This is a genomic window from Serratia sp. TSA_7 (genome assembly GCF_052692135.1).
On record NZ_JBQZFU010000001.1, the window covers coordinates 115,668 to 141,185 of the forward strand.

The window sequence follows — 25,518 nt, forward strand, 5'->3', positions numbered from 1 at the left end:
CTTCTGATTTTTTGACAGGATAACTATGACTGAACTCCTCGCCGTCGTCACCATCACTTTACTGGCCGTTATCAGCCCAGGACCGGACTTTGCCATGGTGTCGCGCAACAGCCTTCTGCTTTCCCGCCGCGCAGGGGTGCTGACTGCCTGCGGTATCGGCGCTGGTGTGGTGATCCACGTGAGCTATACCCTGGTCGGTGTTGGCGTATTGATCCAACAGTCGCTGTGGTTGTTTACTGTGCTGAAGGCGATCGGCGCCGCCTATTTGATTTATCTGGGTGTCGGCATGCTGCGCCACGCCGGGGCTGCCGCCGCTGCCCCTTCCCACGCAGACACAGCCGCAACCAGTGACTTCGCCGCGCTGAAGATCGGTTTTTTGACCAATGTGCTAAACCCCAAAACCACTATTTTTATCGTCAGCCTGTTTATGCAGGTGGTCAACCCGCAGACGCCGCTCAGCGTACAAATCGGCTATGGGCTGTTTATTGCGGTTGCCCATATTCTCTGGTTTGCCGCCGTGGCGTTGCTGTTTTCCGCGCCGGGCGTCAATGCGCGCCTGCTGCGCCTGCGCAAAGGCATCGACAGAGCCTTTGGCGGCCTGCTGATCGTCTTCGGCGCGCTGCTGGCGGTCGCCGGCATCAAATAAGGTTCAAGGATAAGTTCAGCATTCACTTCTATGCTTATGGGGCATTTCTTTCAATCACCGAGCGGGGAACGCAACATGGCAAAAGTTTTGGTCCTTTATTACTCAATGTACGGGCATATCGAAACCCTGGCAGAAGCGGTAGCGGAAGGCGCGCGCAGGGTCAGCGGCGTTGAAGTCACCGTGAAACGGGTGCCGGAAACCATACCGGCTGACGCCTTCGCCAAAGCCGGCGGCAAAAGCGATCAAAAAGCGCCTGTCGCCACGCCACAGGAGTTGGCCGATTACGATGGCATTATCTTCGGTACCCCTACCCGCTTTGGCAACATGGCCGGGCAGATGCGCACCTTCCTCGATCAAACCGGGGGGCTGTGGGCTTCCGGCGCGCTGTATGGCAAGGTAGGCAGCGTATTTTCGTCCACCGGTACCGGCGGCGGCCAGGAGCACACTATCACCTCCACCTGGACCACGCTGGCGCACCACGGTTTTATTATCGTTCCGATCGGCTACGCCACGCCCGAACTGTTTGACATCTCCCACACCCGCGGCGGTACGCCCTATGGCGCGACCACTATCGCCGGCGGTGACGGCTCGCGTCAGCCCAGCCAGGAAGAACTGACCATTGCCCGTTATCAGGGCGAACACGTGGCGAAAATCACTGCCAAGCTGAAAAGTTAAGCAATAACCTTCCGTTATCTACCCTGCGGGGCCGCGGATTCGCTCGGCCCCATCTTGTTGCCAACCCGCAGCAAGGTTAAAATGCCGCTCAGCCTGCCATTCACTACCTGAACGTCACGGTCGAAATTCGTTCTGCCCGTCTATCACCGGCATTGGCCCTGATGGTGGGCGTTCTGTTTTTGCGCATAGCGAAGGGAAATAAGTCAGTGTCTAAAGATTTTGATGAACTAATAAGAGACATGGATCTTATTATTGAAAATGTAGACAGTTTCAAGGCTATGGCCCCGCGCGCGCCCGAGCCCCCCGTTGCGCCGCCGGCAGTCCACCACTACGACTCGTTCTGCGAGAACGTTGCGCTGAAAGTGGTATTGAAAGTCCTGCTCTCGTCGGTGGATAAAATCGTCAAGGTGCAAATTGCCAATAAGGTCGAGCAGGAGATCGCTCAGATAGAACAGCAGGTAGTACGTGCCGGCGGAGGGCCAGTATCGCCTGAAGATCTGGCGCAAATGACGCAGTATGTGCGCCGCACCGTAAATAACCTGTTGGAATAAACACAGGCCTCTATTAGTCGGTGGTATCAAAGGTTAACCGCCTGTTGCTATCGCCGTTCTCGATTTCCCCCTCCAATTGGACACAACGTTGTGTATCACCTGTAGCACATTCATAACCTGAATGTGTTGCATTGTTGTATTCATTTCACTGATATAAGTTAAAACAACTGTAAATAAATACAGTATATTTTAACTTATTGAGGATATGAATATGCGCTTTAACAAGATGTTAGTCCTGGCCACCCTGCTGTTTGCCACTCAGGTTTCGGCCGAAACGCTCGAATCCATCGACAACTGCGCGGTGGGTTGCCCGACCGGTGGCAGTAGCAACGTATCTATCGTTCGCCATGCTTATACGCTGAACAATAACAGCAGCACCAAGTTCGCCAACTGGGTGGCTTACCACATCACCAAGGACACGCCGGCCAGCGGCAAGGATCGCAACTGGAAAACCGACCCGGCGCTGAACCCGGCGGATACGCTGGTACCGGCGGATTACACCGGCGCTAATGCGGCGTTGAAAGTCGACCGTGGGCATCAGGCGCCGCTGGCCTCGCTGGCGGGGGTGTCTGACTGGGAGTCGCTGAACTATCTTTCCAACATCACGCCGCAGAAGGCCGATTTGAACCAGGGATCCTGGGCGCGGCTGGAAGATCAGGAACGCAAACTGATTGACCGGGCGGATATCAGCTCGGTGTATACCGTCACCGGCCCGCTGTATGAACGTGATATGGGCAAACTGCCGGGGACTCAAAAAGCGCACACCATCCCCAGCGCCTACTGGAAGGTGATTTTTATCAACAGCAGCCCGGAAGTGAACCACTACGCCGCGTTCTTGTTTGATCAAAATACCCCGAAAAGTGCCGATTTCTGCCAGTACCGCGTAACGGTCAGCGAGATCGAAAAGCGTACCGGGCTGATTATCTGGGCAGGTCTGCCGGAGGATGTACAGGCTTCGCTGAAGAGCAAGCCAGGGGTGCTGCCGGAGCTGATGGGCTGCAAGAGCTAAAACCAACAACCCCGCGCTCGAAGGGTGCGGGGTTGTCACCGGGTGCTGTCTATACCGGGACTGAGTTATTGAGTTTGATTTTCCACGCGCGTAATCCCGTGTTTCTTCATAACGTCTTCCATGGTCAGATTTTCATCCTCTGGCGTTTCATCAATGACGACATTTTCCGGGCGGACATAAGGCTTGGTTGCACGCTTGAACATCCACCACCAAACGAACACCAGGAACGCCCCGGACTTCAGAAAAATCATGGTCCATAACGCCACTTGATACCAGTTCATCTCTATCTCCATGAAAGAGTTAAGCGCAATCGCATCACTCTATTTTAACCTTTGCACTGCCCTGATCAAGCGTTGGCGGCGCATCTGTCGGGGATGATATCGAACAGATTGGGGAAAAAACGGTGTGACAGTTTACAAGGAGACGTTCGGTCGCGGGAGAAACGGAAGGAAGGTAGGAGTTTATGGGTATTTCAGTGTACCAGATACAAAAAACCCCGCGCTCGAAGAGCACGGGGTCAGAATGTATGGCGGAGGAGCAGAGATTCGAACTCTGGAACGGTTTCCCGTCGACGGTTTTCAAGACCGTTGCCTTCAGCCACTCGGCCACCCCTCCGCAACGAGCCGAACTATAAACAGAGCCAATCGGCTTGTAAAGCCCATTACCGCTCAACCGAACGAAAAAACAGCATCCGGCGTGCGAGCGTTGAAGAAACCACCAACGACAGCTCAGAGTGACAGCAATGATAACTAAGGGTAAAGATTGGTAAACAAACTTTAATCAAACGCTTGCGCTGCCTATCATCGGAACTAATTTTGTGATGACCTGATAAGAGAGATCATTATGGACCGCATTGTCGTCTCATCCTCCTCGCGCGACTCGTTGCTCAGCACGCATAAAGTTCTGCGCAATACCTACTTCCTGCTTTCGTTAACGCTGGCGTTTTCCGCGCTGACCGCGACCGCCAGCACCATGTTGGGGCTACCGGCACCGGGCCTGTTGCTGATGCTGGTCGGGTTCTATGGCCTGATGTTCCTGACCCACAAACTGGCAAACAGCCCGGCGGGCATTCTGGCGGCGTTCGCGCTGACCGGTTTTATGGGTTACGCGCTGGGTCCAATCCTCAGTTCGTTCATTAATACCGGGGCCGGCGATCTGATCATGCTGGCATTGGGCGGCACCGCCGTGGTGTTCTTCTGCTGTTCGGCCTACGTGCTGACCACGCGCAAGGACATGTCATTCCTGTCCGGGATGATGATGGCAGGTTTTGTGGTGCTGCTGGTTGCGGTAATCGCTAACCTGTTCCTGCAAATTCCTGCCCTGCATCTGGCGATCAGTGCGCTGTTTATTCTGTTCTCCGCCGGCGCAATCTTGTGGGAAACCAGCAATATCATCCACGGCGGCGAGACCAACTACATCCGTGCTACCGTCAGCCTGTACGTATCGCTGTACAACATGTTCATCAGCCTGTTAAGCATTCTGGGCTTCGCGCGCAGCAACTGATTCAACGCTCGGTAAACGTTCAAACCCCGCCTCGGCGGGGTTTTGTTTTTTGCGACAACCAAAAATTTGTTAAACTGGCGACCGTTCTGAATCATTCGTTATCGAGGCAGTATGTTGGAGTTTGAAGGCCAGATTATTGAAACTGATGCGCAAGGTTATCTGAAAAACAGCGCAGACTGGCATGAGGGCCTGGCGCCGCTGCTGGCCGCGCAGGAAGAGATAACGCTAAGCGAGGCGCATTGGGAAGTGGTGCGTTTTGTTCGCAACTTCTACCAGGAATTTAATACTTCACCGGCGATCCGCATGCTGGTGAAAGCCATGGCGCAGAAATACGGTGAAGAGAAAGGCAACAGTCGTTACCTGTATCGCCTGTTTCCAAAAGGCCCGGCCAAGCAGGCAACCAAAATCGCCGGCCTGCCGAAACCGGTAAAATGCATCTAAAGGTTAATAGCGGATACTGAAACCCTGGTAATCGGCCGTGCCTCGGGGTTCGACCAACACGCGATCGACACGTGCGCTGCGCGGGCCACCGTTCTTCAGCCATTCCACCAACTTATCCACCTGCGGTTGTTCGCCGCAGGCCACCACTTCGACGCTGCCGTCGTCAAGATTGCGCGCATAACCGCTTAACCCCAACGCCGTCGCCTGATGCTGAGTGTTATAGCGAAACCCCACCCCTTGCACCGCGCCATAGACATACGCAGCAATGCAAACTTGTGTCATAATCCGCTCCTTATTAACTTTCGTTTATGGCATTGCCTGTGCGCCGCACGGCAATGTCACTCTTTTTACCTAGCTGGCAGCATTCTTAATTATGACCGTACGCCTGTATCTCGCCAAAGGACGTGAAAAGTCCTTACTTCGTCGCCACCCGTGGGTATTCTCCGGTGCCGTTCAACGTATTGAGGGTAAAGCTCTTTCCGGCGAAACCATTGATATTCACGACGCCCAGGGCAAATGGTTGGCGCGCGGCGCCTACTCGCCGGAGTCCCAAATCCGCGCCCGTGTCTGGACCTTCCAGCAGGACGAAGAGATTAACATCGATTTCTTCATTCGCCGTTTACAGCAGGCACAAAACTGGCGTGATTGGTTGGCGAAACGTGATGGACTGGACGGCTATCGCCTGATTGCCGGCGAATCTGACGGTATGCCAGGTGTGACCATCGATCGCTTCCAGAATTTCCTGGTCCTGCAACTGCTGTCAGCCGGCGCCGAATACCAACGCGCGACGCTGATTACCGCCTTGCAGCATTGCTATCCGGAATGCGCAATCTACGATCGTTCAGACGTAGCGGTGCGCAAAAAAGAAGGTTTGCCGTTGGCTCAGGGGCCGGTGCTGGGCGATCTTCCCCCTGCTCTGCTGCCCATTACCGAGCATGGCATGAAGCTGTTGGTGGATATCCAACAAGGCCACAAGACCGGCTTTTACCTCGATCAGCGCGACAGTCGCCTGGCTGCACGTAATTACTCCGCCGGCCGCCGCGTACTCAACTGCTTCTCCTACACCGGCGCCTTCGCCGTTTCGGCCCTGATGGGCGGCTGTTCACAGGTGATCAGCGTAGATACATCACAAGCAGCGTTGGATATCGCTAAACAGAACGTCGAACTGAACCAGTTGGACCTGAGCAAAGCGGAGTTTGTGCGCGATGATGTGTTCCAGTTGCTACGCGCCTACCGCACACAGGGTGAAAAATTCGACCTGATCATTATGGATCCGCCGAAGTTCGTCGAAAATAAAAACCAGCTGGCCAGCGCCTGTCGCGGCTATAAAGATATCAATATGCTGGCGTTGCAGTTGCTGAATCCGGGCGGCATTTTGCTCAGTTTCTCCTGCTCCGGCCTGATGCCTACCGATTTGTTCCAGAAAATTTTGGCCGACGCCGCTGTAGATGCCGGGCGTGATGTACAATTTATAGAGCAGTACCGTCAGGCTGCCGATCACCCGGTTATCGCAACTTATCCTGAAGGGTTGTACTTGAAAGGCTTTGCGTGCCGGGTGATGTAACTTGAAATACGCTGCTTTGCCCTCATATAAAGAGTAAAGCACTGTTTCTCAGGAGGTCATCATGATTGCCAGCAAATTCGGTATCGGACAACAAGTTAGGCATAAGTTGCTGGGGTATTTGGGGGTGATTATCGATATTGACCCTGAATACTCCCTCGAGCAGCCCAAAGCGGATGAGATAGCGGCGAATACCGATCTGCGGTTCGCCCCTTGGTACCACGTGGTGATGGAAGACGAAGAAGGCCAACCGGTGCACACTTATCTGGCGGAAGCACAGCTGGATGGGGAAGCCCAGGACGCCCACCCCGAACAACCCTCGCTGGATGAACTGGCGGAATCCATCCGTCACCAGTTACAAGCACCACGTCTGCGCAACTGATGCATGGCCTGAGAAACTCGCCTTAAAGGCCTGGCATTATGCCAGGCCTTTATTTTACTCAGCGCTCAAGCCCCAAACGCGGGATTTCGATTTTAGGGCAACGATCCATCACCACCTTAAGCCCCGCTTCGTTTGCCAATGCCTCTGCCTGTTCATTAATGACACCGATTTGCAGCCACAACGCCTTGGCACCAATGGCAATGGCCTCTTGAGCCACCGCATATGCAGCCTCTGAATTACGGAATACGTCAACCATATCAATCGAATGCGGAATGTCCGCCAGCTTCGCATAAACCTGCTGGCCCAGCAGCGTCTGCCCCGCCAACTTGGGGCTAACCGGTGCCACCTGATACCCCTGCGAAAGCAAATAGGCCATCACGCCAAAGCTGGCGCGCGCCGGATTGTCACTGGCACCCACCAGCGCAATGGTTTTCATCTGTTGCAGCAGGCTGGCAATTTCGTTGTCTTGCATTTTCCGCTCCCAAAAGTTGACAGGGACTTCCCTACGCTGAGTGTAACTCATTGCCCTTAAATCGGCTAAACGCAGCCCCACGGAAACTCCCTGCCACTTTTGCGGTCTGATGCTGTCACTGCTAACATTCACTCGGCAAATAATGTCAAGATGAATATAAATGTGTATATTTGTAAATAAATACGTAATCCTGAAAAACTTTGACACACCCCATGGCGTATTCGACATTAATGACGATGCCACTTATAAGGAGATAACGATGAAATTTGGTCTGATGGTTGCGGGGCTGCTCAGTGTCAGTATCAGCATGCCTGCCGTAGCTACGACCCTGAGACTCTCCCCTGATATCGACCTGCTCGTGGTCGACGGCAAGAAAATGACGGGATCGTTGTTAAAAGGCGCCGACAGCCTGGAGCTGGATGGCGGGCAGCATCAGTTACTGTTTAAAGTCGTCAAGCCCGTACGTTCGGGCCAGCATGAGGTAAAGGCCTATGCCTCACCACCGCTTATCGCCACCTTCAATACGCAGAATGTCAGCTCCGTAGCCATCGAGTTGCCACGCATTGAGAATGTGCGTGATGGCCAGAGGTTTGATAAAACGCTTGATTATCAGGTTATCGATAAAAAAGGTAACGCGCTGGCGATGAGGCACGACGTGCTGCACCCCGATGGCGTGACGCTCAATGTGGATCTGGAAAAACTGATGGCAGATTACAACAGCCAGAATCGCCCGGCCTCGGTGCCGTCCTTTGCGCAGGTTCGTACCGGCACGTCGGCCTCCCCGTTGGGCAACGCGGCGTTAAGCGCCCCCACGGTGACGTTGAAGGGTGAAAACGTTTCCGAACAAATGCTGCAATATTGGTTTCAGCAGGCAGATAAAGACACTCAGAAACGTTTCCTGCAGTGGGCCAATAAACAACCCACCCATTAAGATGATCGGCGTCTTTTACGCAAAGGCGCGCTTTCTTCGCATTTTCCGGTGTAAACGCTAGGCAGTGAAAAACAGTTTCAGTAATCTGTCGCACATCCCCCCGATTAGCGAAGGACATCGAGATGGAATTTACCACCCGCACTATCGCCGCGCGCAAACACATTGCGCTGGTGGCGCACGATCATCGCAAGCAAGCCCTGCTCAAATGGGTTGAAGACAATAAGCCCGTCCTGGAGCAGCACCAGCTTTACGCCACCGGCACTACCGGCAATCTGATTCAACGGGCAACAGGCATTCCGGTACAAAGCATGCTGAGCGGCCCGATGGGCGGTGACCAGCAGGTCGGCGCGCTGATTGCGGAAGGCAAGATCGATATGCTTATTTTCTTCTGGGATCCGCTGAATGCGGTACCACACGATCCGGATGTAAAAGCCCTGCTGCGCCTGGCGACAGTATGGAATATTCCCGTCGCCACCAACCGCTCCACCGCCGATTTCCTGATCGATTCCTCACTGTTTAAACGCGAAGTGGAAATCGCCATTCCGGATTATCAACGTTATTTGCAGGATCGCCTGAAGTAGTGATTGCGGCCTGGCAAACACCAGGCCGTGAACTTAAGGTTTTTTCTGCAGCGGCACGCCGAGATCCTGCAAATGCTCAACGAACACCGAGGGGCGTTCGCGATCCTGCAATAGCCAGACCTGATGTTTGGCGCGTGTCAGCGCCACATACAACAACCGTCGCTCTTCTGCGTCCGGGAAATCTTCCGGTTGTGGCAACAAGACATCCTCCAGCACCGACTCGCGCGCTACCGCAGGAAAACCATCGCTGCCCTCATGCAAACCGGCGATGATCACATACTCCGCCTGCTGCCCTTTACTGGCGTGAATCGTCATAAACTCGAGGGTCAGTTTTGGCCACCGGGTCGCCGCTTTCGACAGCACTTCCGGTTTCAGATGGTGATAACGCGCCAGCACCAGAATGCGCTCATCCGGCTTGGCGTAACCGCTCAGTTTGTCGAGCAGGTTCTCCAGCTGTTCATGCGGTAAAATTACCACCGATTTCTTGTTGCCCTTACTCAGGCTATTCAACGGTTTCTTCAACTGGTGCGGGTTTTGCTGCACAAAGCGGTTTGCCACCTCGCCGATACGATCATTGAAGCGATAAGTGGTATCGAGCGCGCACTGAGCGCCCTCGCCAAAGTTTTCGGCAAACGCCGTGGTGAGCGTCAACTCCGCACCGCTAAAGCGGTAAATAGCCTGCCAATCGTCGCCCACCGCGAACAGGCAGGTCTGCTTATTCTGCTTGCGCAGCGCTGCCAGCAACTGTGCACGTTGCGGCGAGATATCCTGGAACTCATCCACCAGAATGTGCTTCCACGGACTGACGAAACGCCCTTTTTCCAGAATATTGACCGCCTGATGAATAAGGCCGGAAAAATCCACCGCCCCCTCATCTTTAAGTGCGCTTTTCCAGGCTTTCAGCAACGGCGCCATCAGCCGAATGCGCTTTGAAAACAGGTCACGGGTCTCTTCATCCGCCTGTTCGATCATTTCCGCCTGGCTGCCGCCGTGCATCCGCATCAGCCCCAGCCAACGTTCGAGCCTGCCAGCCAGCCGCTCGGCCAGGCGTTTATCCTGCCAGAAGTCGCCTTCGGGCACGTCCCACTCCAACTCCTCCATCAACCACTGACGCCACCCTTTGGCCTGCGCCTTTTTCTCTGCGCACTGTTGCTGCCAATGGGTAATCAACAACGTACGCCGGGCTTTGCTGTCGGTTTCCAACTTGCTGATGGCCGGCACTTTACGGTTGCCCTGCTGAATGATCTGCAGCGCCAGCGCGTGGAAGGTTTTGGCTTGAATCGCCACGCTGCCCAAACGTTCCTGAATGCGCTCATTCATCTCTTCTGCCGCCTGGCGACCAAACGCCAGCAACAGTATCTGCCCGGGTTCAGCCTCCTGACGGCGCAACAACCAGCCGGCTCGCGCCACCAACACCGAGGTTTTGCCGCTGCCGGCGCCAGCCAGAACCAGTACCGAGTCTTCGCCATTTACCACGGCACGGCTTTGCGAGTCATTCAACGGCGAACTTTCGATAGTCTGGAAGAAATCGTGATACGTCTCCAGCATGCGCTCTGTCCACTGCTGATTACGCTGCCCCACACTGCGCAGCCCATGCTGCAACCACTGCAGACATAGCTGGTAGTCATCCCGACAGTTGTCGAACTCATCAAGCCGCGCTACCGGCATTGGCAAGGCGCCAAAAGACTGTCGGATCTGCTGCTGCAATTTGCCCAGTTCTGACTTTTTGAACCATTTATCCTGCTGTTCAATACGCTGAATATGCTCTACCTGCTGCTGTAAAACGCCGGAGCTGATTTCACTCATCTCGGCGCTCCATTGCTGCCAGGCCTGTTGCAGGTAGTGGTAGAAACGCTGAGTTTCTTGCCATTCAGTACCGTGTAGACGAACCACTTTCTCATCGGGCAGCTCAAATTCCAGCTCGCCCCAGACGATGCCGCGTTTACATCGGACTTTAATCAACTGATTGAAAGGAATAAGATATTCGTGTTTCTCACCGCTCACCTCAACCCCGGCGTGCAGCAACCGCACGCGGTTGTAAGGATGCTGAGCCAGGTGTTTCCCCAGCGATGTCGCTTTAAGTTCCATATCGGCGCGCCATGACTATGTTGAGATTAAATAACGGATATCTGCCAGTTTACCTGTGATAAGCAGTGGCACTCTAGCGCTAAAAAAAGGGTAGAATAGATTTTGCGTTTTGATACCAAACGCAACCGCTTCGCGGTTTGGCCATCATTAGAGCAGAATGACGACTATGCGTACTGTACTGAATATTCTTAATTTTGTGTTGGGCGGTTTTTTCACTACCCTTGGCTGGCTGATCGCAACGGTATTCAGCGTCATACTGATTATTACCCTGCCTCTGACCCGCTCGTGCTGGGAGATCACCAAATTATCGTTTCTGCCTTTCGGCAACGAAGCCATTCACGTGAATGAGCTGTATCCGGAAAAAAGCAACGCGCTGCTTTCCGCCAGCGGTTCACTGCTGAATATTGTCTGGTTGGTACTCTTCGGTTGGTGGTTGTGCCTGTCGCATATCGCCGCAGGCATAGTGCAGTGCGTGTCGATTATTGGCATTCCGGTTGGTATTGCCAATTTCAAGATCGCCGCCATCGCACTGTGGCCGGTGGGTCGCCGCGTGGTATCGGTTGAGATGGCTCAGCAGGCCAGAACTGAAAATGCCCGGCGTCAGTACCAACAGCGTTAATTTTTTCTCCGCCTGAGGAGTTTTTCGTGCTCTCTTTTGCACCTGCAATACGCCGTTATGCCTACAACAGCAATTTGCTTTACAACCTGCGTATTTTTATTGCGCTGGCCGGCGCAGCCGCCGTCCCTTGGTGGCTGGCCATTCCCAAACTCACTATTCCCCTGACTCTGGGAGTGGTTGCGGCGGCGTTGACGGATTTGGATGACCGCCTGAGCGGCAGGCTGCGTAACCTGCTGATCACGCTAGTGTGTTTTTTTATAGCCTCCGCCTCCATTGAGCTGCTGTTTCCTTACCCTTGGTTATTCGCCCTCGGTCTGACTACCTCGACCTGCGGCTTTATCTTACTGGGGGCATTGGGGCAACGCTACGCCACCATTGCGTTTGGCGCCTTGCTGATCGCGGTTTACACCATGCTTGGCACCTCAATGTATGACGCCTGGTATCAGCAACCGATACTACTGATCATTGGCGCCCTGTGGTACAACCTCCTGACGCTGATTGGTCATCTGATTTTTCCTATTCGTCCTTTACAGGAAAATTTGGCGCGCTGCTATGATCGGTTGGCAAATTATCTGGATGCCAAGGCCAACCTGTTTGACCCCGATGCCGAACATGCCGCGGACCTGCCGTGGATGGATGTGGCAATGGCCAACAGCGCGCTGGTGACGACTCTCAACCAGACCAAAGTCTCATTGCTGACGCGGCTTAAAGGCGACCGCGGCCAGCGCGGTACCCGTCGTACCCTGCATTATTATTTTGTAGCACAGGATATTCATGAGCGTGCCAGTTCCGCTCATGTTCAATATCAGGCCCTAAGCCGACAATTCCGTCATAGCGATATCCTGTTTCGTTTCCAGCGCTTGCTCAGCATGCAAGCGCGCGCCTGCCAGCAGTTGGCTCAATCGATCCTGCTGCGGCAAAAATACCAGCACAACCTGCGTTTTGAGCCGGCTTTCAGCCGCATTGATGAAGCTTTGGCCCGCGTGGCCGTCACCCAGGAAAATCGTGAGCTGACCAAAGCGCTATCGCACCTGTTGAAAAATTTGCGCGCGATTGATGCGCAATTGGCGAATATCGAATCCGAGCAGGCGCTGGCCGACGGCCAGGCGGAAGAGAACAGTCTGTCAGATGACCGGCTCACCGGCTGGAGCGACATCCGCCTGCGCATTAGCCGCCATCTGACGCCCCAGTCAGCCTTATTCCGCCATGCTATTCGCATGTCTGTGGTACTGTGCATCGGCTATGCTTTTATTCAGTTTACCGGCATGCAGCACGGTTACTGGATCCTGCTGACCAGCCTGTTTGTTTGCCAGCCCAATTACAATGCCACGCGCCGCAGGCTGGCGCTGCGTATCATAGGTACGCTTGCCGGTATTCTTATCGGCCTGCCGATCCTCTATTTTGTCCCCTCGCAGGAAGGCCAGATGGTGTTAATCGTCATTGCCGGCGTCCTGTTTTTTGCTTTTCGTACCGTGCAGTACGCGCACGCAACCATGTTTATCACCCTGCTCGTCCTGCTGTGCTTTAACCTGCTGGGTGAGGGCTTTGAAGTGGCTGCGCCACGCGTTTACGACACCCTTTTGGGATGCGCCATCGCTTGGGCAGCCGTGAGTTTTATCTGGCCAGATTGGCATTTTCGCCAATTGGCGGCCGTGGTGAGCAAAACGTTGAATGCCAACTGCCGGTATCTGGATGCGATTTTGGTGCAATACCATCAGGGTAAGGATAACGGTTTGCCGTACCGTATCGCCCGCAGGGATGCACACAATAGCGACGCAGAGTTGGCCTCGGTGATTTCAAACATGTCGGCCGATCCAAAGGCCGATAAGGTGGTTCAGGATGCCGCTTTTCGCCTGCTGTGCCTGAACCACACCTTGTTGAGTTATATCTCCGCATTGGGCGCACACCGCGAACACATGAACAATCCCGCAACGCTGGAGTTGCTGAATGATGCCGTATGCTATGTCGATGGCGCCTTGCATCAGGAAGAACAAGACGGCCGACGCATCGCGCAAGCGTTAGAAAGCCTTGCCGAGCGCATCCAACTTGCGGCTCCAGAACCAGAAAGCAAAGAGCAACTGGTATTACAGCAGATAGGGCTGGTAATTGATCTGCTGCCGGAGCTCATGACGTTAAAAGAGCAGATAGCTAAATCGGCATGATCACGCCAGATCTTTCATCAACCCCTTGATTCCAGGCGTGTGCCCATGACTAAGCAGGACCATGGTATGTTCGAACCACTCGGTTAGCTCACTGCGCAGGGCCAGTGGCAAGGCGGCATGGTGATAACCGGCAATCGCCCCGCCTAAGGAAAGCAGCACTCGCAATCCTAAATTGCGTTGCTGCTGCAACAACCGTAGATAGCTCCGTTTGGCGCCATTCAAGCGCAAGTCATAGACATTGCGAATACCGGCCCGCCACAGTAAACGCTCCATGTTGATATCGATGTTCGGTAACGTTCTCAGCCGGCCATGCGTTCCCATTTTGACCTGAAGTTCCAGGCGGGCCTCCCGGATGGCCTGCCGCGCCAATCCAACAAGCTCATCCTGCGCCTGCCACAGAGACTCATCGACCCAGTAATAACGCAGGGTGATTGGTACGCCCCGTTTGGAGTAAACCATATTGACCATTCCACGGGCGCGGAAGGCAGGCTCCAGGCTATCCGTCGCTCGAAGATACAGCTCGTCTTCCGCTATCACCCCAAACATAACGCCATCAGCCAGCAGCCCATAACCGCCAAACTGCGAGCGCGTAGTAATGCTCCCTAGTGCGTAGAAACACGCTTTGGCCTGTTTGACCCTTCCTGTAGATGTCCCTTTCATGAAGCTTCTCCTTGTGTAGGTTCTAATTGTATTATTTCTCACATCAATGAAATAAAAGTAACGTGAACAAGTAATTAGAAAAATACGCACTATCCGCAGCCCTGCCAATCATAAAAACAGGACGTCTAAAAAATAATCGCAATTATGCGAGGCACTACGAAAATTTGAGTTGATCTTATTCATGCCCAGATGTACTGTATAAACATACAGTGACACTACGGGCGGGATACTTTATGCGTACTCAATCACTCTACAAACCCCATTTCAGCCAGACCTCTTTTGCGGCGAACAATGCTGCGGAAAACTCGGATGCCGGTAAAGAAAATGGCCTTATCAGTGAACTTGTTTACAACGAGCATCAACCCGCGGTGGCGCAACTCTTGCTCCCCCTGTTGCAACAGTTAGGCAGACAGTCACGCTGGCTGTTATGGCTAACCCCACAACAAAAACTCAGTAGATTGTGGCTACAGCAGTCTGGTTTGCCAATCAATAAGGTCGTGCAACTGAGCCAAATCACTCCGCTTGCCACCGTTGAAGCGATGGAAAAGGCACTTCTGACAGGTAACTACAGTGTGGTTCTCGGGTGGTTGCCCGATCTTACGGAAGAGGATCGTCTAAAATTACGGCGTGCAGCAGAATTGGGTAACGCTTATGGGTTCATTATGCGTCCACAACGTGACACAAACCCGACTCACGGACAGTGTTCCATGCTAAAAATTCAGTCTTCTTTGTATCATTAAGTAAATTTAGGATTTTTCCCATCATTTTTATCTCTTTGGGTGGGAACCTTTGATGGATCAGGTGCAAAGCGAGTGCCACTGCGGTTCCGCACGAAAAAATGCAGGCTAAACTGCCCCATTTTTTACCGGTTAGTGTTAGTAAATATGTACGATTCTGCGTTTTTTTTTAGAGCTTTATCACATCACACTTGTAACTTTCGCGCCACGTTGTAGACTTTACATCGCCAAGGTTGCTCTATAACGCCAGAAAAACTGGCCGAGTAACAAACGAGGGCTCAAACCTTGGCGAAGGAATTTAACCAAGGGCTTAAAACAGCTTTAAAGCTCATTGCCTATTTGGATGATAACGAGGCGCAAAATGAAAAAGACAGCTATCGCATTAGCAGTGGCACTGGCTGGTTTCGCTACCGTAGCGCAAGCCGCCCCAAAAGATAATACCTGGTACACCGGTGCTAAACTGGGCTGGTCCCAGTACCATGACACTGGTTTCTACGGCAACGGTTACCAGAATGGTATCGGCAATGGTCCGACCCATAAAGATCAACTGGGTGCTGGCGCGTTCCTGGGTTACCAGGCGAACCAATACCTGGGCTTCGAGCTGGGCTATGACTGGCTTGGCCGTATGCCTTACAAAGGCAGCGTGAACAACGGTGCTTTCAAAGCACAGGGCGTTCAACTGGCAGCTAAACTGAGCTACCCAATTGCAGACGATCTGGATATCTACACTCGTCTGGGTGGTATGGTATGGCGTGCAGACTCCAAAGCTAACTACGGCAATGGCACTCGTCTGAGCGACCACGACACCGGCGTTTCTCCGCTGGCTGCAGTGGGTGTTGAATACGCACTGACCAAAAACTGGGCTACTCGCCTGGACTATCAGTTCGTTAGCAACATCGGTGATGCAGGTACTGTCGGCGCACGTCCAGACAACACCATGCTGAGCCTGGGTGTTTCTTACCGTTTCGGTCAGGATGATGTTGTTGCTCCAGTTGCTCCAGCACCAGCTCCGGCTCCAGTTGTTGAAACCAAGCGTTTCACTCTGAAGTCTGACGTGCTGTTCAACTTCAACAAAGCAACTCTGAAGCCACAGGGCCAACAGGCTCTGGACCAGCTGTACTCTCAGCTGAGCTCCATGGATCCTAAAGACGGTTCTGTTGTAGTTCTGGGTTACACCGACGCAGTAGGTTCTGACCAGTACAACCAGAAACTGTCTGAAAAACGCGCACAAAGCGTTGTTGATTACCTGGTCTCTAAAGGTATCCCTTCAGACAAAATCTCTGCACGTGGTATGGGCGAAGCTGATTCCGTCACTGGCAACACCTGTGGCTACAAAGCTGGCCGTGCTACTAAAGCGCAGATCGCTTGCCTGGCACCAGATCGTCGCGTAGAGATCGAAGTTAAAGGCATCAAAGACGTTGTGACTCAGCCACAGGGCTAAGTTAAAACTTCTTAGTAAAAAACCCCGCAATGCGGGGTTTTTTTTCGTCTATTAGCCCAGTGAGTGTTGCAATAGCGGCCTATTTTCTTACCAGACTGGTCGGTTACTCTTCGTCTTTACCGAGGATCGCTTTCAAATCCTGTTTCAGTAATGACATCTGACTGGCGTACTTCTCTTTACGTTCGGCATCTTCGATCAGTTGCACTACCGTCTCTGACAGAGTTACCCCACGGCGACGGGCAAGCGCGGCCAGGCGCTGCCAAACCAGAAACTCCAGATCGATAGATTTTTTACGCGTATGTTGATGTTCTGCGTTAAAATGACGTTTACGCCTTGCGCGGATAGTTTGCTTCATCCGGTTATCAAGCTCCGGATTCATATGCCTGCTAATCCACGTCAGCACTTTTACCGGCTCGTTTTCCAGCTTAAGCAGCTCGTCAATGGCTTCCTGAGCTACGCTGTTTTCAATGTGGCGGGTAATAGATTCACCTTCCCGGTGCTTTTTCACCAGGTATTTCCATTTCCAACCACTCTCCAGGTTTTCCAGTTGCTGATATTTCATCTTGAACTCTTCAGTGACCGCGTAACTTTATTAAGCATAACAGCTTTGCGCCGAATTTCCCCGGCAATTACGCCCTCTTTTAGACTGTTTTTTGCACAGTCATCGCGCGATGTCAAACTCCCTGATACCAACTGTGACTCTGTATGTATCAAGCTGGCGTTATTCTTGTATAATCGCCCTTTCCCTTTTTGACGATTGCATCTAACACTTTGACCAATAACCGACTTGAATGGCAATCACTGTTGCCGGACGTTACGCCTTATCAAGCGATATTTGATACCGCTGCTCAATTGGCACCCGTGTCCTTTGCCTCTATTCAGCCTCGGCTGGAAAATGCACTGACACTGTTTTGCCACCCACAGTCGCCACCGCGTTTCATGTTGCTGAAAGCGCAGGAAACCCGCGAATATCTGGCATTGATTGCCCGTGCGGTTGAGCCATTGCAGCCACAGAACACTGCGTTCAAAGGCAGCCACTATGTGATCCAAGGCAGCAAGATAAACGTAGAGCCTGCTCGTCAGGGCGATGAGCCCTTTGCCGCTGGTGGCGCCTGCGTGTTTCAGGAATGGGTGGAGCCGGAGCAACTGTTTGGCTGTGTCAGAATTCATAATGATGAAATCTCGCTGCAGCCGGGCTTGGTGCATCAGGCCAACGGCGGCGTACTGATCCTGTCGGCACGTTCTCTGCTGGCCCAGCCGCTGCTATGGCTGCGGTTGAAGCAAATGATCACCCAACGCCAGTTCCATTGGGTTTCTCCTGATGAAACGCGCCCGCTTCCGGTCACTATTCCACCGATGCCGCTTGAGCTGCGTCTGATCGTGGTTGGCGATCGTCACGGTCTTGCCGATTTCCATGATATCGAACCGGAACTTAGCGAGCAGGCCGTCTACGGCGAATACGAAGATGACCTGCAGCTCACCGAAGCCGAAGATATGGTGCAGTGGTGCAGCTACGTCAATACCGTTATCGATGAACAACAACTGCCATCGCTGGCGGCGGATGCCTGGCCCCCATTGATGATACAAGCTGTACGCTACAGTGGCGATCAGGGCAACCTGCCGCTTTCACCGCTCTGGATCGGCCAGCAACTTTCTGAAGCGGCACTGTATGCCGAAGAAGAAAGTATTACAGCCAAAGCCTTTGAGGCTGCTTTGAATGCGCGCGAGTGGCGCGAAAGCTACCTCGCCGAACGGATGCAAGATGAGATCGAGCTGGGCCAAATTCTGATTGAGACCGAAGGCGAAGTTGTCGGCCAGATCAACGGGCTCTCCGTGCTGGAATACCCTGGGCATCCGCGCAGCTTCGGCGAACCTTCCCGCATCAGCTGCGTTGTGCATCTTGGCGACGGCGAATTTACCGACGTTGAGCGTAAGGCCGAGCTTGGCGGTAACCTGCATGCCAAAGGCATGATGATTATGCAGGCGTTTCTGATTTCCGAGCTGGAATTGGATCAGCCGCTGCCCTTCTCCGCTTCAATCGTGTTTGAGCAATCCTACGGTGAAGTAGATGGCGATAGCGCCTCGCTGGCCGAGCTGTGTGCATTGATCAGTGCGTTGTCGCTTCAACCGATCACCCAGCAGATTGCGGTAACCGGCTCAGTCGATCAATTCGGCAATGTGCAACCGATTGGCGGCGTCAACGAGAAGATCGAAGGCTTTTTTGAAGTTTGCCAGCGTCGCGGTTTGACGGGCAAACAAGGCATCATTCTGCCAGCAACTAACGTGCGTCACCTGTGTCTGCGCCAGGATGTGGTCGATGCGGTGCGCGAAGGGCAATTCCATCTGTGGGCCGTCGACAGCGCCGCAGAAGCCTTGCCATTACTCACCGGTTACCCCTACTCTGATGAACAGCAACCGAATCTGTTAGCTGCTATTCAGGAACGAATTGCGCAGGTGAATCCGCAGGAACGTCGGCGCTGGCCATGGCCGTTTCGTTGGCTTAACTGGTTCAACCACGGCTGATCGGACTTGTTCAGCGTACACGTGTTAGCTAATCTGCGTCCTTCAATAAAATAAGGCTTACTGAGAACATGGTAGAAAAACGCGACTCCTATACGAAAGAAGACCTCGAAGCATCCGGCCGTGGCGAGCTGTTTGGCGCCGGTGGCCCGCCGTTGCCGGCAGGTAACATGTTGATGATGGACCGCGTGGTCAAGATGACCGAAGACGGTGGCTCCCACAACAAGGGTTATGTGGAAGCGGAACTGGATATCAATCCGGACCTATGGTTCTTTGGTTGCCACTTTATCGGCGATCCCGTAATGCCAGGCTGCCTGGGTCTGGACGCAATGTGGCAACTGGTAGGTTTCTATCTCGGCTGGTTGGGTGGCGAAGGTAAAGGCCGTGCGTTGGGCGTGGGTGAAGTGAAATTCACCGGCCAGGTACTGCCAACCGCGAAGAAAGTCACCTACCGCATTAACTTCAAACGTGTCATCACCCGTAAACTGATTATGGGTGTGGCTGATGGTGAAGTGCTGGTCGATGGCCAGGTCATTTATACCGCCAGCGATCTGAAAGTGGGCCTGTTCAAGGACACTGCTGCGTTCTAATCGCAGTGACGGCGGCCCTTCCCGGCCGCCGTTTGTTTTCCCCGCCGTTATCTTGTCGTGAGCTGCAAAGCTCACGTTCATAACGGCCAATAAGTTACTACAATTATTGTAGTAACCTAAGAGGTGTGCCATGCAAAGAACCCGTTTTGATAACATGCCATGCCCGATAGCACGCTCGCTGGATCGCGTCGGCGAATGGTGGAGCATCCTGATACTTCGCGATGCGTTTCAAGGACTGTCAAAGTTTGATGAATTCCAGCAAAGCCTCGGCCTGTCACCCACCATACTGACTCGTCGCCTAAAATATCTGGTTGAAAGCGGCATTTTTCATAAACAGCGTTATCAGACGCGGCCGGTACGCTATGAGTATTTGCTCACCGAACGCGGCCAGGATTTTTTCCCGGTGCTGGCGGCTCTGTTTCACTGGGGCAACGCCCACCTGGCCGATGAAGGCATCACTGCCGAGCTGGTCGATCGCCGTACCGGGCAACCAATATATGTGCAACTGGTCGACAGCGTCACCCGGCAACCGATAGCATTGCATCACATCACTTTAGCGCCAGGGCCGGCGGCAAGCGACGGTATACGTCGGCGTGCAGCCCTGATGCAACAAAATCATTCTGCATTACCCCCCGAATTATCCAAGGAGTCACTATGAACAGTCGTCGTATAGTCATTACCGGCATGGGCGCCGTTTCACCACTGGGATGCGGCGTAGAGGCTATCTGGCAGCGCCTGCTAAATGGCCAGTCAGGCATTCGCCCGCTTCCGGAAGCGATCGTGGCCGACCTGCAGGTAAAAATCGGTGGTCAGGTTCCTACTCTGGAACAGGATGCCGTAGCGGGCTTTGATCCCGACCTTTCCGTGGCGCCGAAAGACCAGAAAAAAATGGACCGCTTTATTCTGTTCGCCATGGCGGCAGCCGATGAAGCGATCCGCCAAGCAGGCTGGGTTGCGGATACGGAAGAGAAACAAGAACGCACCGCAACCGTGATCGCCTCCGGCATCGGCGGTTTCCCGGCAATTGCCCACGCGGTGCGTACCACGGACAGCCGTGGTACCAAACGCCTGTCGCCATTCACCATTCCTTCCTTCCTGGTTAACCTGGCCGCCGGCCACGTCTCTATTAAACACCAGTTCAAGGGCCCGATTGGTGCCCCCGTTACCGCTTGTGCAGCCGGCGTACAGGCCATTGGCGACGCAGTACGTATGGTTCGTAACGATGAGGCCGATATCGCGCTGTGTGGCGGTACAGAGGCCGCTATCGACACCGTCAGCCTGGGGGGCTTCGCAGCCGCGCGCGCCATGTCCACTACACCGCCAGAAGAGGCAGAAAAAGCGTCGCGGCCTTTCGACAGCGCTCGTGACGGCTTTGTCATGGGCGAAGGCGCCGGCATGCTGGTCATAGAAACGCTGGAACATGCGCTGGCCCGTGGAGCAACACCGCTGGCGGAGATTGTCGGTTACGGTACCAGTGCGGACGCCTACCACATGACCTCAGGCGCAGAAGATGGCGATGGCGCCTACCGTGCAATGAAAATTGCCTTGAAACAGGCAGGTGTCTCACCCGAACAGATCCAGCATCTGAACGCCCACGCTACATCGACACCAGTGGGCGATCTGGGGGAAATCAACGCGATTAAACACCTCTTCGGTACCGGTGGCGGCGTGGCGGTAACCTCTACCAAATCTGCGACCGGCCATTTACTGGGTGCCGCGGGCGGGCTGGAAACCATCTTTACTGCACTGGCCCTACGCGATCAGATCGCACCGGCCACGCTGAATCTGGATAATCCGGATCCGGCAGCCGAGGGACTGCATCTGGTGGCGAAAAAAGCGCAGCCTATGGCCATCAACTATGCGTTGTCGAACGGTTTTGGTTTTGGCGGGGTAAACGCGAGTATCTTGCTGAAACGTTGGCAGGGGTAATACGACTTAAACAAAAACCTCCGCCTTGAGCGGAGGTTGTTCCTTTTTATGACAGGGAGCCGCTTAAGCGGTCACAGCCCTGTCTTCCATGGCTTCTCGCCAACCTCCCAGCCATTGAGACCGGCTGTCCACAGTTGTTTTATAAGGACAAAGATCTTTCGGATGTCCTAAAATACCTGCCTGATAACCTTTCGAATGCGCCCTTTCCAGACGATCGCGTTTCTGTCTCTTCATGCCTCGTTTCCCTCACTTTTTGGTCAGTTGGAAAGAAAACAATGGCTGCTTTTTGTGCAGCCACGTATAAGCAATAGCGCTAAATGAAGGGAAGATCAATGCGCAAAATTCACGCCAATGTCATATTTGTGAGCTACGCCCGCAGAATTGGCTAAGTGGCTGATATGCTGGAAAACAGGGTAATTCATTGAAATGAAATAAAAATCCCTCCCGGAGAAAAGTTTTAATATCTCTCGCCGGAAGGGATTAGACCGTTTTAGTACAAATTATGACTAAAAACGCCCCGCCTGGGAGGCGATAGCTTGGGCTTCCTGCTGCCAGCCCTGCGCCAACGTACGCACCAGCGCGTCGTAGCCGTCCTCGCCCTGTTTCAATTCCAGGCTAAACGGCCGTTTGGTCAGATTGCCCTGATGATTCAGCACCCACTCGCCACGGATAATCGCCTTGCCGTCAAAGCGGCCGTGGAAGCCGCTGACAGTGACATTAAGCACATCCTGCTCGCTGCTCATCGGCTGAGAAGACACCACCCACCCTGGCAACGCGCCACTCAGGTTGGTAACCAGCGTCTGCTGCAGTTGTTGATCGAGCGGGCTGGCCCACAGGTTGTTCTGAGCTATCACGTACTGCACGTCATTGGTCTGGTAAACCACACCGTTCTGCGCCAGGTAATCCGCCACGCTGACGTGTTCCAACCACAGCTGACGCGTCGCAGCGCCGGTACTGACCGGCGCCGACGCACCCAGCGCCGGCAGTTGGTAGTAGGTTTTTTGTGGTGTGCTGCTACAGGCGCTGAGTAACAGCGCCAGGGCTACCGGAATCCATTTCATCATTTATTGGCCTTCTTCGGCTGAGGATCGTTACTGCCCGCGGCTTCAAATACCAGCGCGTTGCTCTTTTCGTTCAGGGTACGCAGAACGGGTTGCAGTTCACGCAGCACCTGATCAAGACGTTGCATATCGCCGACCATCTTGTTGTAGGCCGGAGAACCTGGCTGGAACCCTTTCACACTGCGATTGAGTTCCTGCAGCGTTTTTTGCATATCCTGCGGCAGCGCCTTCATCTCTTTGCTGGCGATGATATCGTTCAACGACTGCATGGTTTTCTGCGTCGACTGCATGGTTTTCTGACTTTCCGCCAGGGTTTTGGTCGCTTCGTTGATCATCGGATTCAATGGCAACGAGTTGATCTTATCCAGCGTCTGCATCAGTTTCTGCTGGATCTGCGCCAAGCCGCCGCTGGTGGTCGGCATCAACGGATAACCGAACAGCTCACGCGGCCCTTTCCAGGCTTTCTCCTGCGGATAGAAGTCCAGATCGATATACAGCGAGCCGGTCAGCAGGTTGGCGGACTTCAGCGAGGCGCGCATACCACGCGCTTCCGCATCCTTCAAATGCCCCTCAATATCGAAATCGCCGCCCAGCTGTTTCTGGAAACGATCCGGTTCAATGCGGATCAGCACAGGAATACGGTAATCGTTATCCAGACGCTGCATCATGCCCTTTTTATAGAATGGCACTTGCGATACGGTACCCAAACGGATGCCACGGAATTCTACCGGTGCGCCCGGCTGCAAACCGCGAATCGAATCGGAGAAGAACATCAGGTAATCCTTGTGTACGGTGTACAACGAATCCTGGATGCTGCGCTGATTATCGAACAGCTCATACTCCGTCTTTTCTTTAACCTGCTCGCCGCGATCCCAGCCTTCCGGTACGTCAAAACTTACACCGCCGCTGAACAAGGTGGCCAGCGAACCCATTTCTACCCGCATGCCCTGTGCCGACATGTCGAACGCCACGCCGCTGTCTTTCCAGAAGCGCACGTTGCTGGTCACCAGTTGATCATAAGGCGCGGAGATAAACAGCTGGTAACGCATGGCGCGCATCTTGGGATCAAAATAGCTGGTCTCTACCGAACCGACGCGATAACCGCGGAACAGCACCGGGTCGCCGGCATTCAACTGACCCGATTTTTCGCTGTCGAGCACGATGCGCAGCCCTTTGGCATCTGGAGACGCCAGTGGCGGCGCATCCAGCAGTTGGTAATTATCCTTGCCTGCCTTGCCCTTGGTGCCCGGTTGCAGTTCGATATAGGCGCCGGACAATAACGTACCCAGGCCGGAAACGCCTTCGCGACCAATCTGCGGTTTAACCACCCAAAAGGCGCTATCCTGGTGCAGCAGTTTCTCCATACCAGAGTTAAGCCGCGCCTGCACCATCACCTTGCTCAGGTCATCACTTAGCGTCACGGTCTCGACGACACCGACGTCGACGCTACGGCTCTTGATTTTGGTTTTTCCCGCCTCCAACCCTTCGGCAGTGGTGGTCACCAAGGTCACCACCGGCCCCTGATGGCTAAAGTGGTAAAACAGGATCCACGCGCCGATCAACGCGGTGACGATGGGAACAATCCACACCGGCGACCAGCGCTTGATCTTTTCAACGTCCGCGACGCTATGATTATTTTCCGTCACCTTGCGGCTCCTTTTTTATTGTCTCGTTTACGCGATCCCAGGTCAGCCGGGGATCAAACGTCATGGCTGCGAACATGGTGAGGATCACCACCAGGGCGAACAGCAGCGCACCAGTAGCAGGATAAATACTCATCAATTGTCCCATCCGTACCAATGCCGAAAGCACGGCAATAACAAACACGTCGATCATTGACCAGCGGCCGACAAACTCTACCACTTCATAAATCAGGTGCATTCGCTCGCTGTCGGCCCTGTCTTGCCGTTTGCTGTTGGCATCCCAGCACAGCCAACCAATCGCCAACATCTTCAGCGAAGGCACCATAATACTGGCGATGAAGATAACCATCGCCACGGGATAAGATCCTTCCCCCCACAGCAGTATCACCCCGGCCATGATGGTGGAAGTGATTTTGTTGCCCAACGCCTCGGTAACCATAATAGGCATTAGATTCGCCGGAATATACAGCATGACCGACGTAAACAGCAGCGCCAGCGTCCATTGCAGACTGTTACGGCGACGCACATAACCATTGGTATGGCAGCGTGGGCAATGAGCCAGCTCCGCCGGCAGGACCGCCGTACAACAGGGGCAGGAGCGCAAGCCCTGGCGTAACCCGATCCGCCCCACCGTCACCGGGCGATCGATGCGCGGCATCGGCTCTATGTCGTTCCACAGCCAACGGCGATCCACACACTGGAAGGCACGCACCTGCAGTAAGCAAAACAGACAATAAGCCCCAAAGCTGCTGCCGACGCCAATATCCCCGTAAGCCATCAGCTTAACGAAGCTGACCAGAACCCCGGCGAGAAAAATTTCCACCATGCACCAGGTTTTAAACTGGAACAGCATCTTGGCCATCCACTCTTTCAGGCCAAGAGGCATGCGTACCTTGGCGCATAACAGAATAATAGCCACCATGCAAAATGCCGGGATCAACTGGACAAATACCATAAACAGCGTGGCCATGCTGGCGTAATCTTCAGCCACCATCACCTGCGGGATCTGGATCAGTTTGATTTCGTTACCCAGGCCGGCAACGTGCATATTGATAAAAGGGAAAATATTCGCCAGCAGCAGCATAAACAGAGCACTGACGGCATAGCCGATAGGCCGCTTGCGCGGTTCCTCCCAGCGGGAGCTGAGGGTCGTTTTACAGCGTGGGCACACCGCTTTCGTGCCATATGCCAGCGGCGGCAACGCCACCAACATGTCACACTGCGGGCACAACATCAGGTTGTCCCTTTGGTGTTCAGCAGGCTTTGCGTGGCTGTGCTGCTCGTGATTGTCGTGGGAACACACCATATTCCTCCTT

Annotated in this window: 28 protein-coding genes and 1 tRNA gene; 18 read left to right on the top strand and 11 right to left on the bottom strand. The window is 53.9% G+C overall.

Annotation, left to right across the window (positions count from 1 at the left end; all coding sequences use genetic code 11):
* The first annotated feature begins 25 nt into the window (after window positions 1-25).
* The 4 genes from ACUTQW_RS00630 to ACUTQW_RS00645 all read left to right on the top strand — a co-directional run bounded on the left by ACUTQW_RS00630 (window position 26) and on the right by ACUTQW_RS00645 (window position 2,881).
* The gene (locus ACUTQW_RS00630; protein ID WP_006324593.1) at window positions 26-646 is read left to right on the top strand and encodes a LysE family transporter; all 621 of its coding nucleotides are present in this window, start codon (window positions 26-28) and stop codon (window positions 644-646) included.
* A 75-nt stretch (window positions 647-721) separates the two neighbouring features.
* Window positions 722-1,321, top strand: coding sequence for an NAD(P)H:quinone oxidoreductase (wrbA, locus tag ACUTQW_RS00635; RefSeq protein ID WP_004942840.1), 600 nt, complete (start codon window positions 722-724; stop codon window positions 1,319-1,321).
* A gap of 239 nt (window positions 1,322-1,560) precedes the next feature.
* Window positions 1,561-1,872, top strand: a complete 312-nt coding sequence (locus tag ACUTQW_RS00640; protein WP_037430565.1) for a hypothetical protein — start codon at window positions 1,561-1,563, stop codon at window positions 1,870-1,872.
* A 211-nt stretch (window positions 1,873-2,083) separates the two neighbouring features.
* Complete coding sequence (locus ACUTQW_RS00645; RefSeq protein ID WP_006324591.1) at window positions 2,084-2,881, top strand: DNA/RNA non-specific endonuclease; 798 nt, start codon at window positions 2,084-2,086, stop codon at window positions 2,879-2,881.
* A gap of 65 nt (window positions 2,882-2,946) precedes the next feature.
* Here the strand turns inward: ACUTQW_RS00645 and ACUTQW_RS00650 are convergent, their stop codons facing one another.
* Together ACUTQW_RS00650 and ACUTQW_RS00655 are read right to left on the bottom strand one after the other, a co-directional pair.
* Complete coding sequence (locus ACUTQW_RS00650; RefSeq protein WP_004942827.1) at window positions 2,947-3,162, bottom strand: hypothetical protein; 216 nt, start codon at window positions 3,160-3,162, stop codon at window positions 2,947-2,949.
* A gap of 246 nt (window positions 3,163-3,408) precedes the next feature.
* Window positions 3,409-3,496, bottom strand: a tRNA-Ser gene (locus tag ACUTQW_RS00655).
* 228 nt (window positions 3,497-3,724) lie between these two features.
* On the opposite strand from ACUTQW_RS00655, the gene yccA reads away from it, so the two are divergent.
* Window positions 3,725-4,384, top strand: a complete 660-nt coding sequence (yccA, locus tag ACUTQW_RS00660) for an FtsH protease modulator YccA (protein WP_004942825.1) — start codon at window positions 3,725-3,727, stop codon at window positions 4,382-4,384.
* Between the two features lie 111 nt (window positions 4,385-4,495).
* A complete protein-coding gene (tusE, locus tag ACUTQW_RS00665) occupies window positions 4,496-4,825 on the top strand; it encodes a sulfurtransferase TusE (protein WP_004942823.1) in 330 nt (109 codons plus the stop codon).
* Between the two features lie 3 nt (window positions 4,826-4,828).
* Here tusE and yccX read toward each other — a convergent pair whose 3' ends face one another.
* Window positions 4,829-5,107 (bottom strand): acylphosphatase, encoded by a 279-nt coding sequence (yccX, locus tag ACUTQW_RS00670; protein WP_004942821.1) that lies wholly within the window; start codon window positions 5,105-5,107, stop codon window positions 4,829-4,831.
* A 91-nt stretch (window positions 5,108-5,198) separates the two neighbouring features.
* Here yccX and rlmI point away from each other — a divergent pair, with 91 nt between their 5' ends.
* Both rlmI and hspQ read left to right on the top strand, forming a co-directional pair.
* Complete coding sequence (gene rlmI, locus ACUTQW_RS00675) at window positions 5,199-6,389, top strand: 23S rRNA (cytosine(1962)-C(5))-methyltransferase RlmI (RefSeq protein WP_064799377.1); 1,191 nt, start codon at window positions 5,199-5,201, stop codon at window positions 6,387-6,389.
* 61 nt (window positions 6,390-6,450) lie between these two features.
* Complete coding sequence (gene hspQ / locus ACUTQW_RS00680) at window positions 6,451-6,768, top strand: heat shock protein HspQ (RefSeq protein WP_004942817.1); 318 nt, start codon at window positions 6,451-6,453, stop codon at window positions 6,766-6,768.
* Between the two features lie 58 nt (window positions 6,769-6,826).
* Here the strand turns inward: hspQ and ACUTQW_RS00685 are convergent, their stop codons facing one another.
* Window positions 6,827-7,240, bottom strand: a complete 414-nt coding sequence (locus tag ACUTQW_RS00685; protein WP_004942815.1) for a CoA-binding protein — start codon at window positions 7,238-7,240, stop codon at window positions 6,827-6,829.
* A 259-nt stretch (window positions 7,241-7,499) separates the two neighbouring features.
* Here ACUTQW_RS00685 and ACUTQW_RS00690 point away from each other — a divergent pair, with 259 nt between their 5' ends.
* Both ACUTQW_RS00690 and ACUTQW_RS00695 read left to right on the top strand, forming a co-directional pair.
* The gene (locus ACUTQW_RS00690) at window positions 7,500-8,171 is read left to right on the top strand and encodes a DUF2057 family protein (RefSeq protein WP_006324590.1); all 672 of its coding nucleotides are present in this window, start codon (window positions 7,500-7,502) and stop codon (window positions 8,169-8,171) included.
* Between the two features lie 122 nt (window positions 8,172-8,293).
* On the top strand, window positions 8,294-8,752 hold the full coding sequence (locus ACUTQW_RS00695) for a methylglyoxal synthase (protein ID WP_004942809.1): 459 nt from the start codon (window positions 8,294-8,296) through the stop codon (window positions 8,750-8,752).
* Window positions 8,753-8,785: 33 nt separating this feature from the next.
* Here the strand turns inward: ACUTQW_RS00695 and helD are convergent, their stop codons facing one another.
* On the bottom strand, window positions 8,786-10,840 hold the full coding sequence (helD, locus tag ACUTQW_RS00700) for a DNA helicase IV (RefSeq protein WP_006324589.1): 2,055 nt from the start codon (window positions 10,838-10,840) through the stop codon (window positions 8,786-8,788).
* A gap of 166 nt (window positions 10,841-11,006) precedes the next feature.
* Between helD and ACUTQW_RS00705 the strand changes: the two genes are divergently transcribed.
* Window positions 11,007-11,459, top strand: a complete 453-nt coding sequence (locus ACUTQW_RS00705; protein WP_006324588.1) for a YccF domain-containing protein — start codon at window positions 11,007-11,009, stop codon at window positions 11,457-11,459.
* 26 nt (window positions 11,460-11,485) lie between these two features.
* On the top strand, window positions 11,486-13,621 hold the full coding sequence (gene yccS, locus ACUTQW_RS00710) for a YccS family putative transporter (RefSeq protein WP_006324587.1): 2,136 nt from the start codon (window positions 11,486-11,488) through the stop codon (window positions 13,619-13,621).
* Here the strand turns inward: yccS and ACUTQW_RS00715 are convergent, their stop codons facing one another.
* On the bottom strand, window positions 13,622-14,281 hold the full coding sequence (locus ACUTQW_RS00715) for a TfoX/Sxy family DNA transformation protein (protein ID WP_006324586.1): 660 nt from the start codon (window positions 14,279-14,281) through the stop codon (window positions 13,622-13,624).
* Between the two features lie 233 nt (window positions 14,282-14,514).
* Here ACUTQW_RS00715 and sulA point away from each other — a divergent pair, with 233 nt between their 5' ends.
* Both sulA and ompA read left to right on the top strand, forming a co-directional pair.
* Window positions 14,515-15,021 (top strand): SOS-induced cell division inhibitor SulA, encoded by a 507-nt coding sequence (gene sulA, locus ACUTQW_RS00720; RefSeq protein ID WP_006324585.1) that lies wholly within the window; start codon window positions 14,515-14,517, stop codon window positions 15,019-15,021.
* A gap of 358 nt (window positions 15,022-15,379) precedes the next feature.
* Window positions 15,380-16,459 (top strand): porin OmpA, encoded by a 1,080-nt coding sequence (gene ompA / locus ACUTQW_RS00725; protein WP_006324584.1) that lies wholly within the window; start codon window positions 15,380-15,382, stop codon window positions 16,457-16,459.
* 103 nt (window positions 16,460-16,562) lie between these two features.
* Here the strand turns inward: ompA and matP are convergent, their stop codons facing one another.
* Window positions 16,563-17,021 carry a macrodomain Ter protein MatP gene (gene matP / locus ACUTQW_RS00730; protein WP_004942789.1) on the bottom strand — a complete coding sequence of 153 codons (459 nt, stop codon included), beginning with the start codon at window positions 17,019-17,021 and terminating at the stop codon, window positions 16,563-16,565.
* A 209-nt stretch (window positions 17,022-17,230) separates the two neighbouring features.
* On the opposite strand from matP, the gene ACUTQW_RS00735 reads away from it, so the two are divergent.
* From ACUTQW_RS00735 to fabF, 4 genes are all read left to right on the top strand, one after another.
* The gene (locus ACUTQW_RS00735; protein WP_006324583.1) at window positions 17,231-18,982 is read left to right on the top strand and encodes an AAA family ATPase; all 1,752 of its coding nucleotides are present in this window, start codon (window positions 17,231-17,233) and stop codon (window positions 18,980-18,982) included.
* Window positions 18,983-19,050: 68 nt separating this feature from the next.
* Complete coding sequence (gene fabA / locus ACUTQW_RS00740; RefSeq protein ID WP_004942787.1) at window positions 19,051-19,569, top strand: bifunctional 3-hydroxydecanoyl-ACP dehydratase/trans-2-decenoyl-ACP isomerase; 519 nt, start codon at window positions 19,051-19,053, stop codon at window positions 19,567-19,569.
* Between the two features lie 130 nt (window positions 19,570-19,699).
* Window positions 19,700-20,227: a winged helix-turn-helix transcriptional regulator gene (locus tag ACUTQW_RS00745; RefSeq protein ID WP_004942783.1), complete on the top strand. Its 528-nt coding sequence runs from the start codon at window positions 19,700-19,702 to the stop codon at window positions 20,225-20,227.
* On the top strand, window positions 20,224-21,498 hold the full coding sequence (gene fabF, locus ACUTQW_RS00750; RefSeq protein WP_006324582.1) for a beta-ketoacyl-ACP synthase II: 1,275 nt from the start codon (window positions 20,224-20,226) through the stop codon (window positions 21,496-21,498). The genes ACUTQW_RS00745 and fabF overlap by 4 nt, the downstream gene beginning before the upstream one ends.
* Window positions 21,499-21,561: 63 nt before the next feature.
* Here fabF and rmf read toward each other — a convergent pair whose 3' ends face one another.
* The 4 genes from rmf to pqiA form a co-directional block, all read right to left on the bottom strand.
* The gene (rmf, locus tag ACUTQW_RS00755) at window positions 21,562-21,732 is read right to left on the bottom strand and encodes a ribosome modulation factor (RefSeq protein WP_013812328.1); all 171 of its coding nucleotides are present in this window, start codon (window positions 21,730-21,732) and stop codon (window positions 21,562-21,564) included.
* 272 nt (window positions 21,733-22,004) lie between these two features.
* Entirely contained in the window at window positions 22,005-22,562 is a 558-nt protein-coding gene (gene pqiC, locus ACUTQW_RS00760) for a membrane integrity-associated transporter subunit PqiC (protein WP_006324581.1), read from the bottom strand.
* Window positions 22,559-24,205 carry an intermembrane transport protein PqiB gene (gene pqiB / locus ACUTQW_RS00765; RefSeq protein WP_006324580.1) on the bottom strand — a complete coding sequence of 549 codons (1,647 nt, stop codon included), beginning with the start codon at window positions 24,203-24,205 and terminating at the stop codon, window positions 22,559-22,561. The genes pqiC and pqiB overlap by 4 nt, the downstream gene beginning before the upstream one ends.
* Window positions 24,192-25,508: a membrane integrity-associated transporter subunit PqiA gene (pqiA, locus tag ACUTQW_RS00770; protein WP_020438808.1), complete on the bottom strand. Its 1,317-nt coding sequence runs from the start codon at window positions 25,506-25,508 to the stop codon at window positions 24,192-24,194. Before pqiA ends, pqiB begins: the two co-directional genes overlap by 14 nt.
* Window positions 25,509-25,518 lie beyond the last annotated feature (10 nt).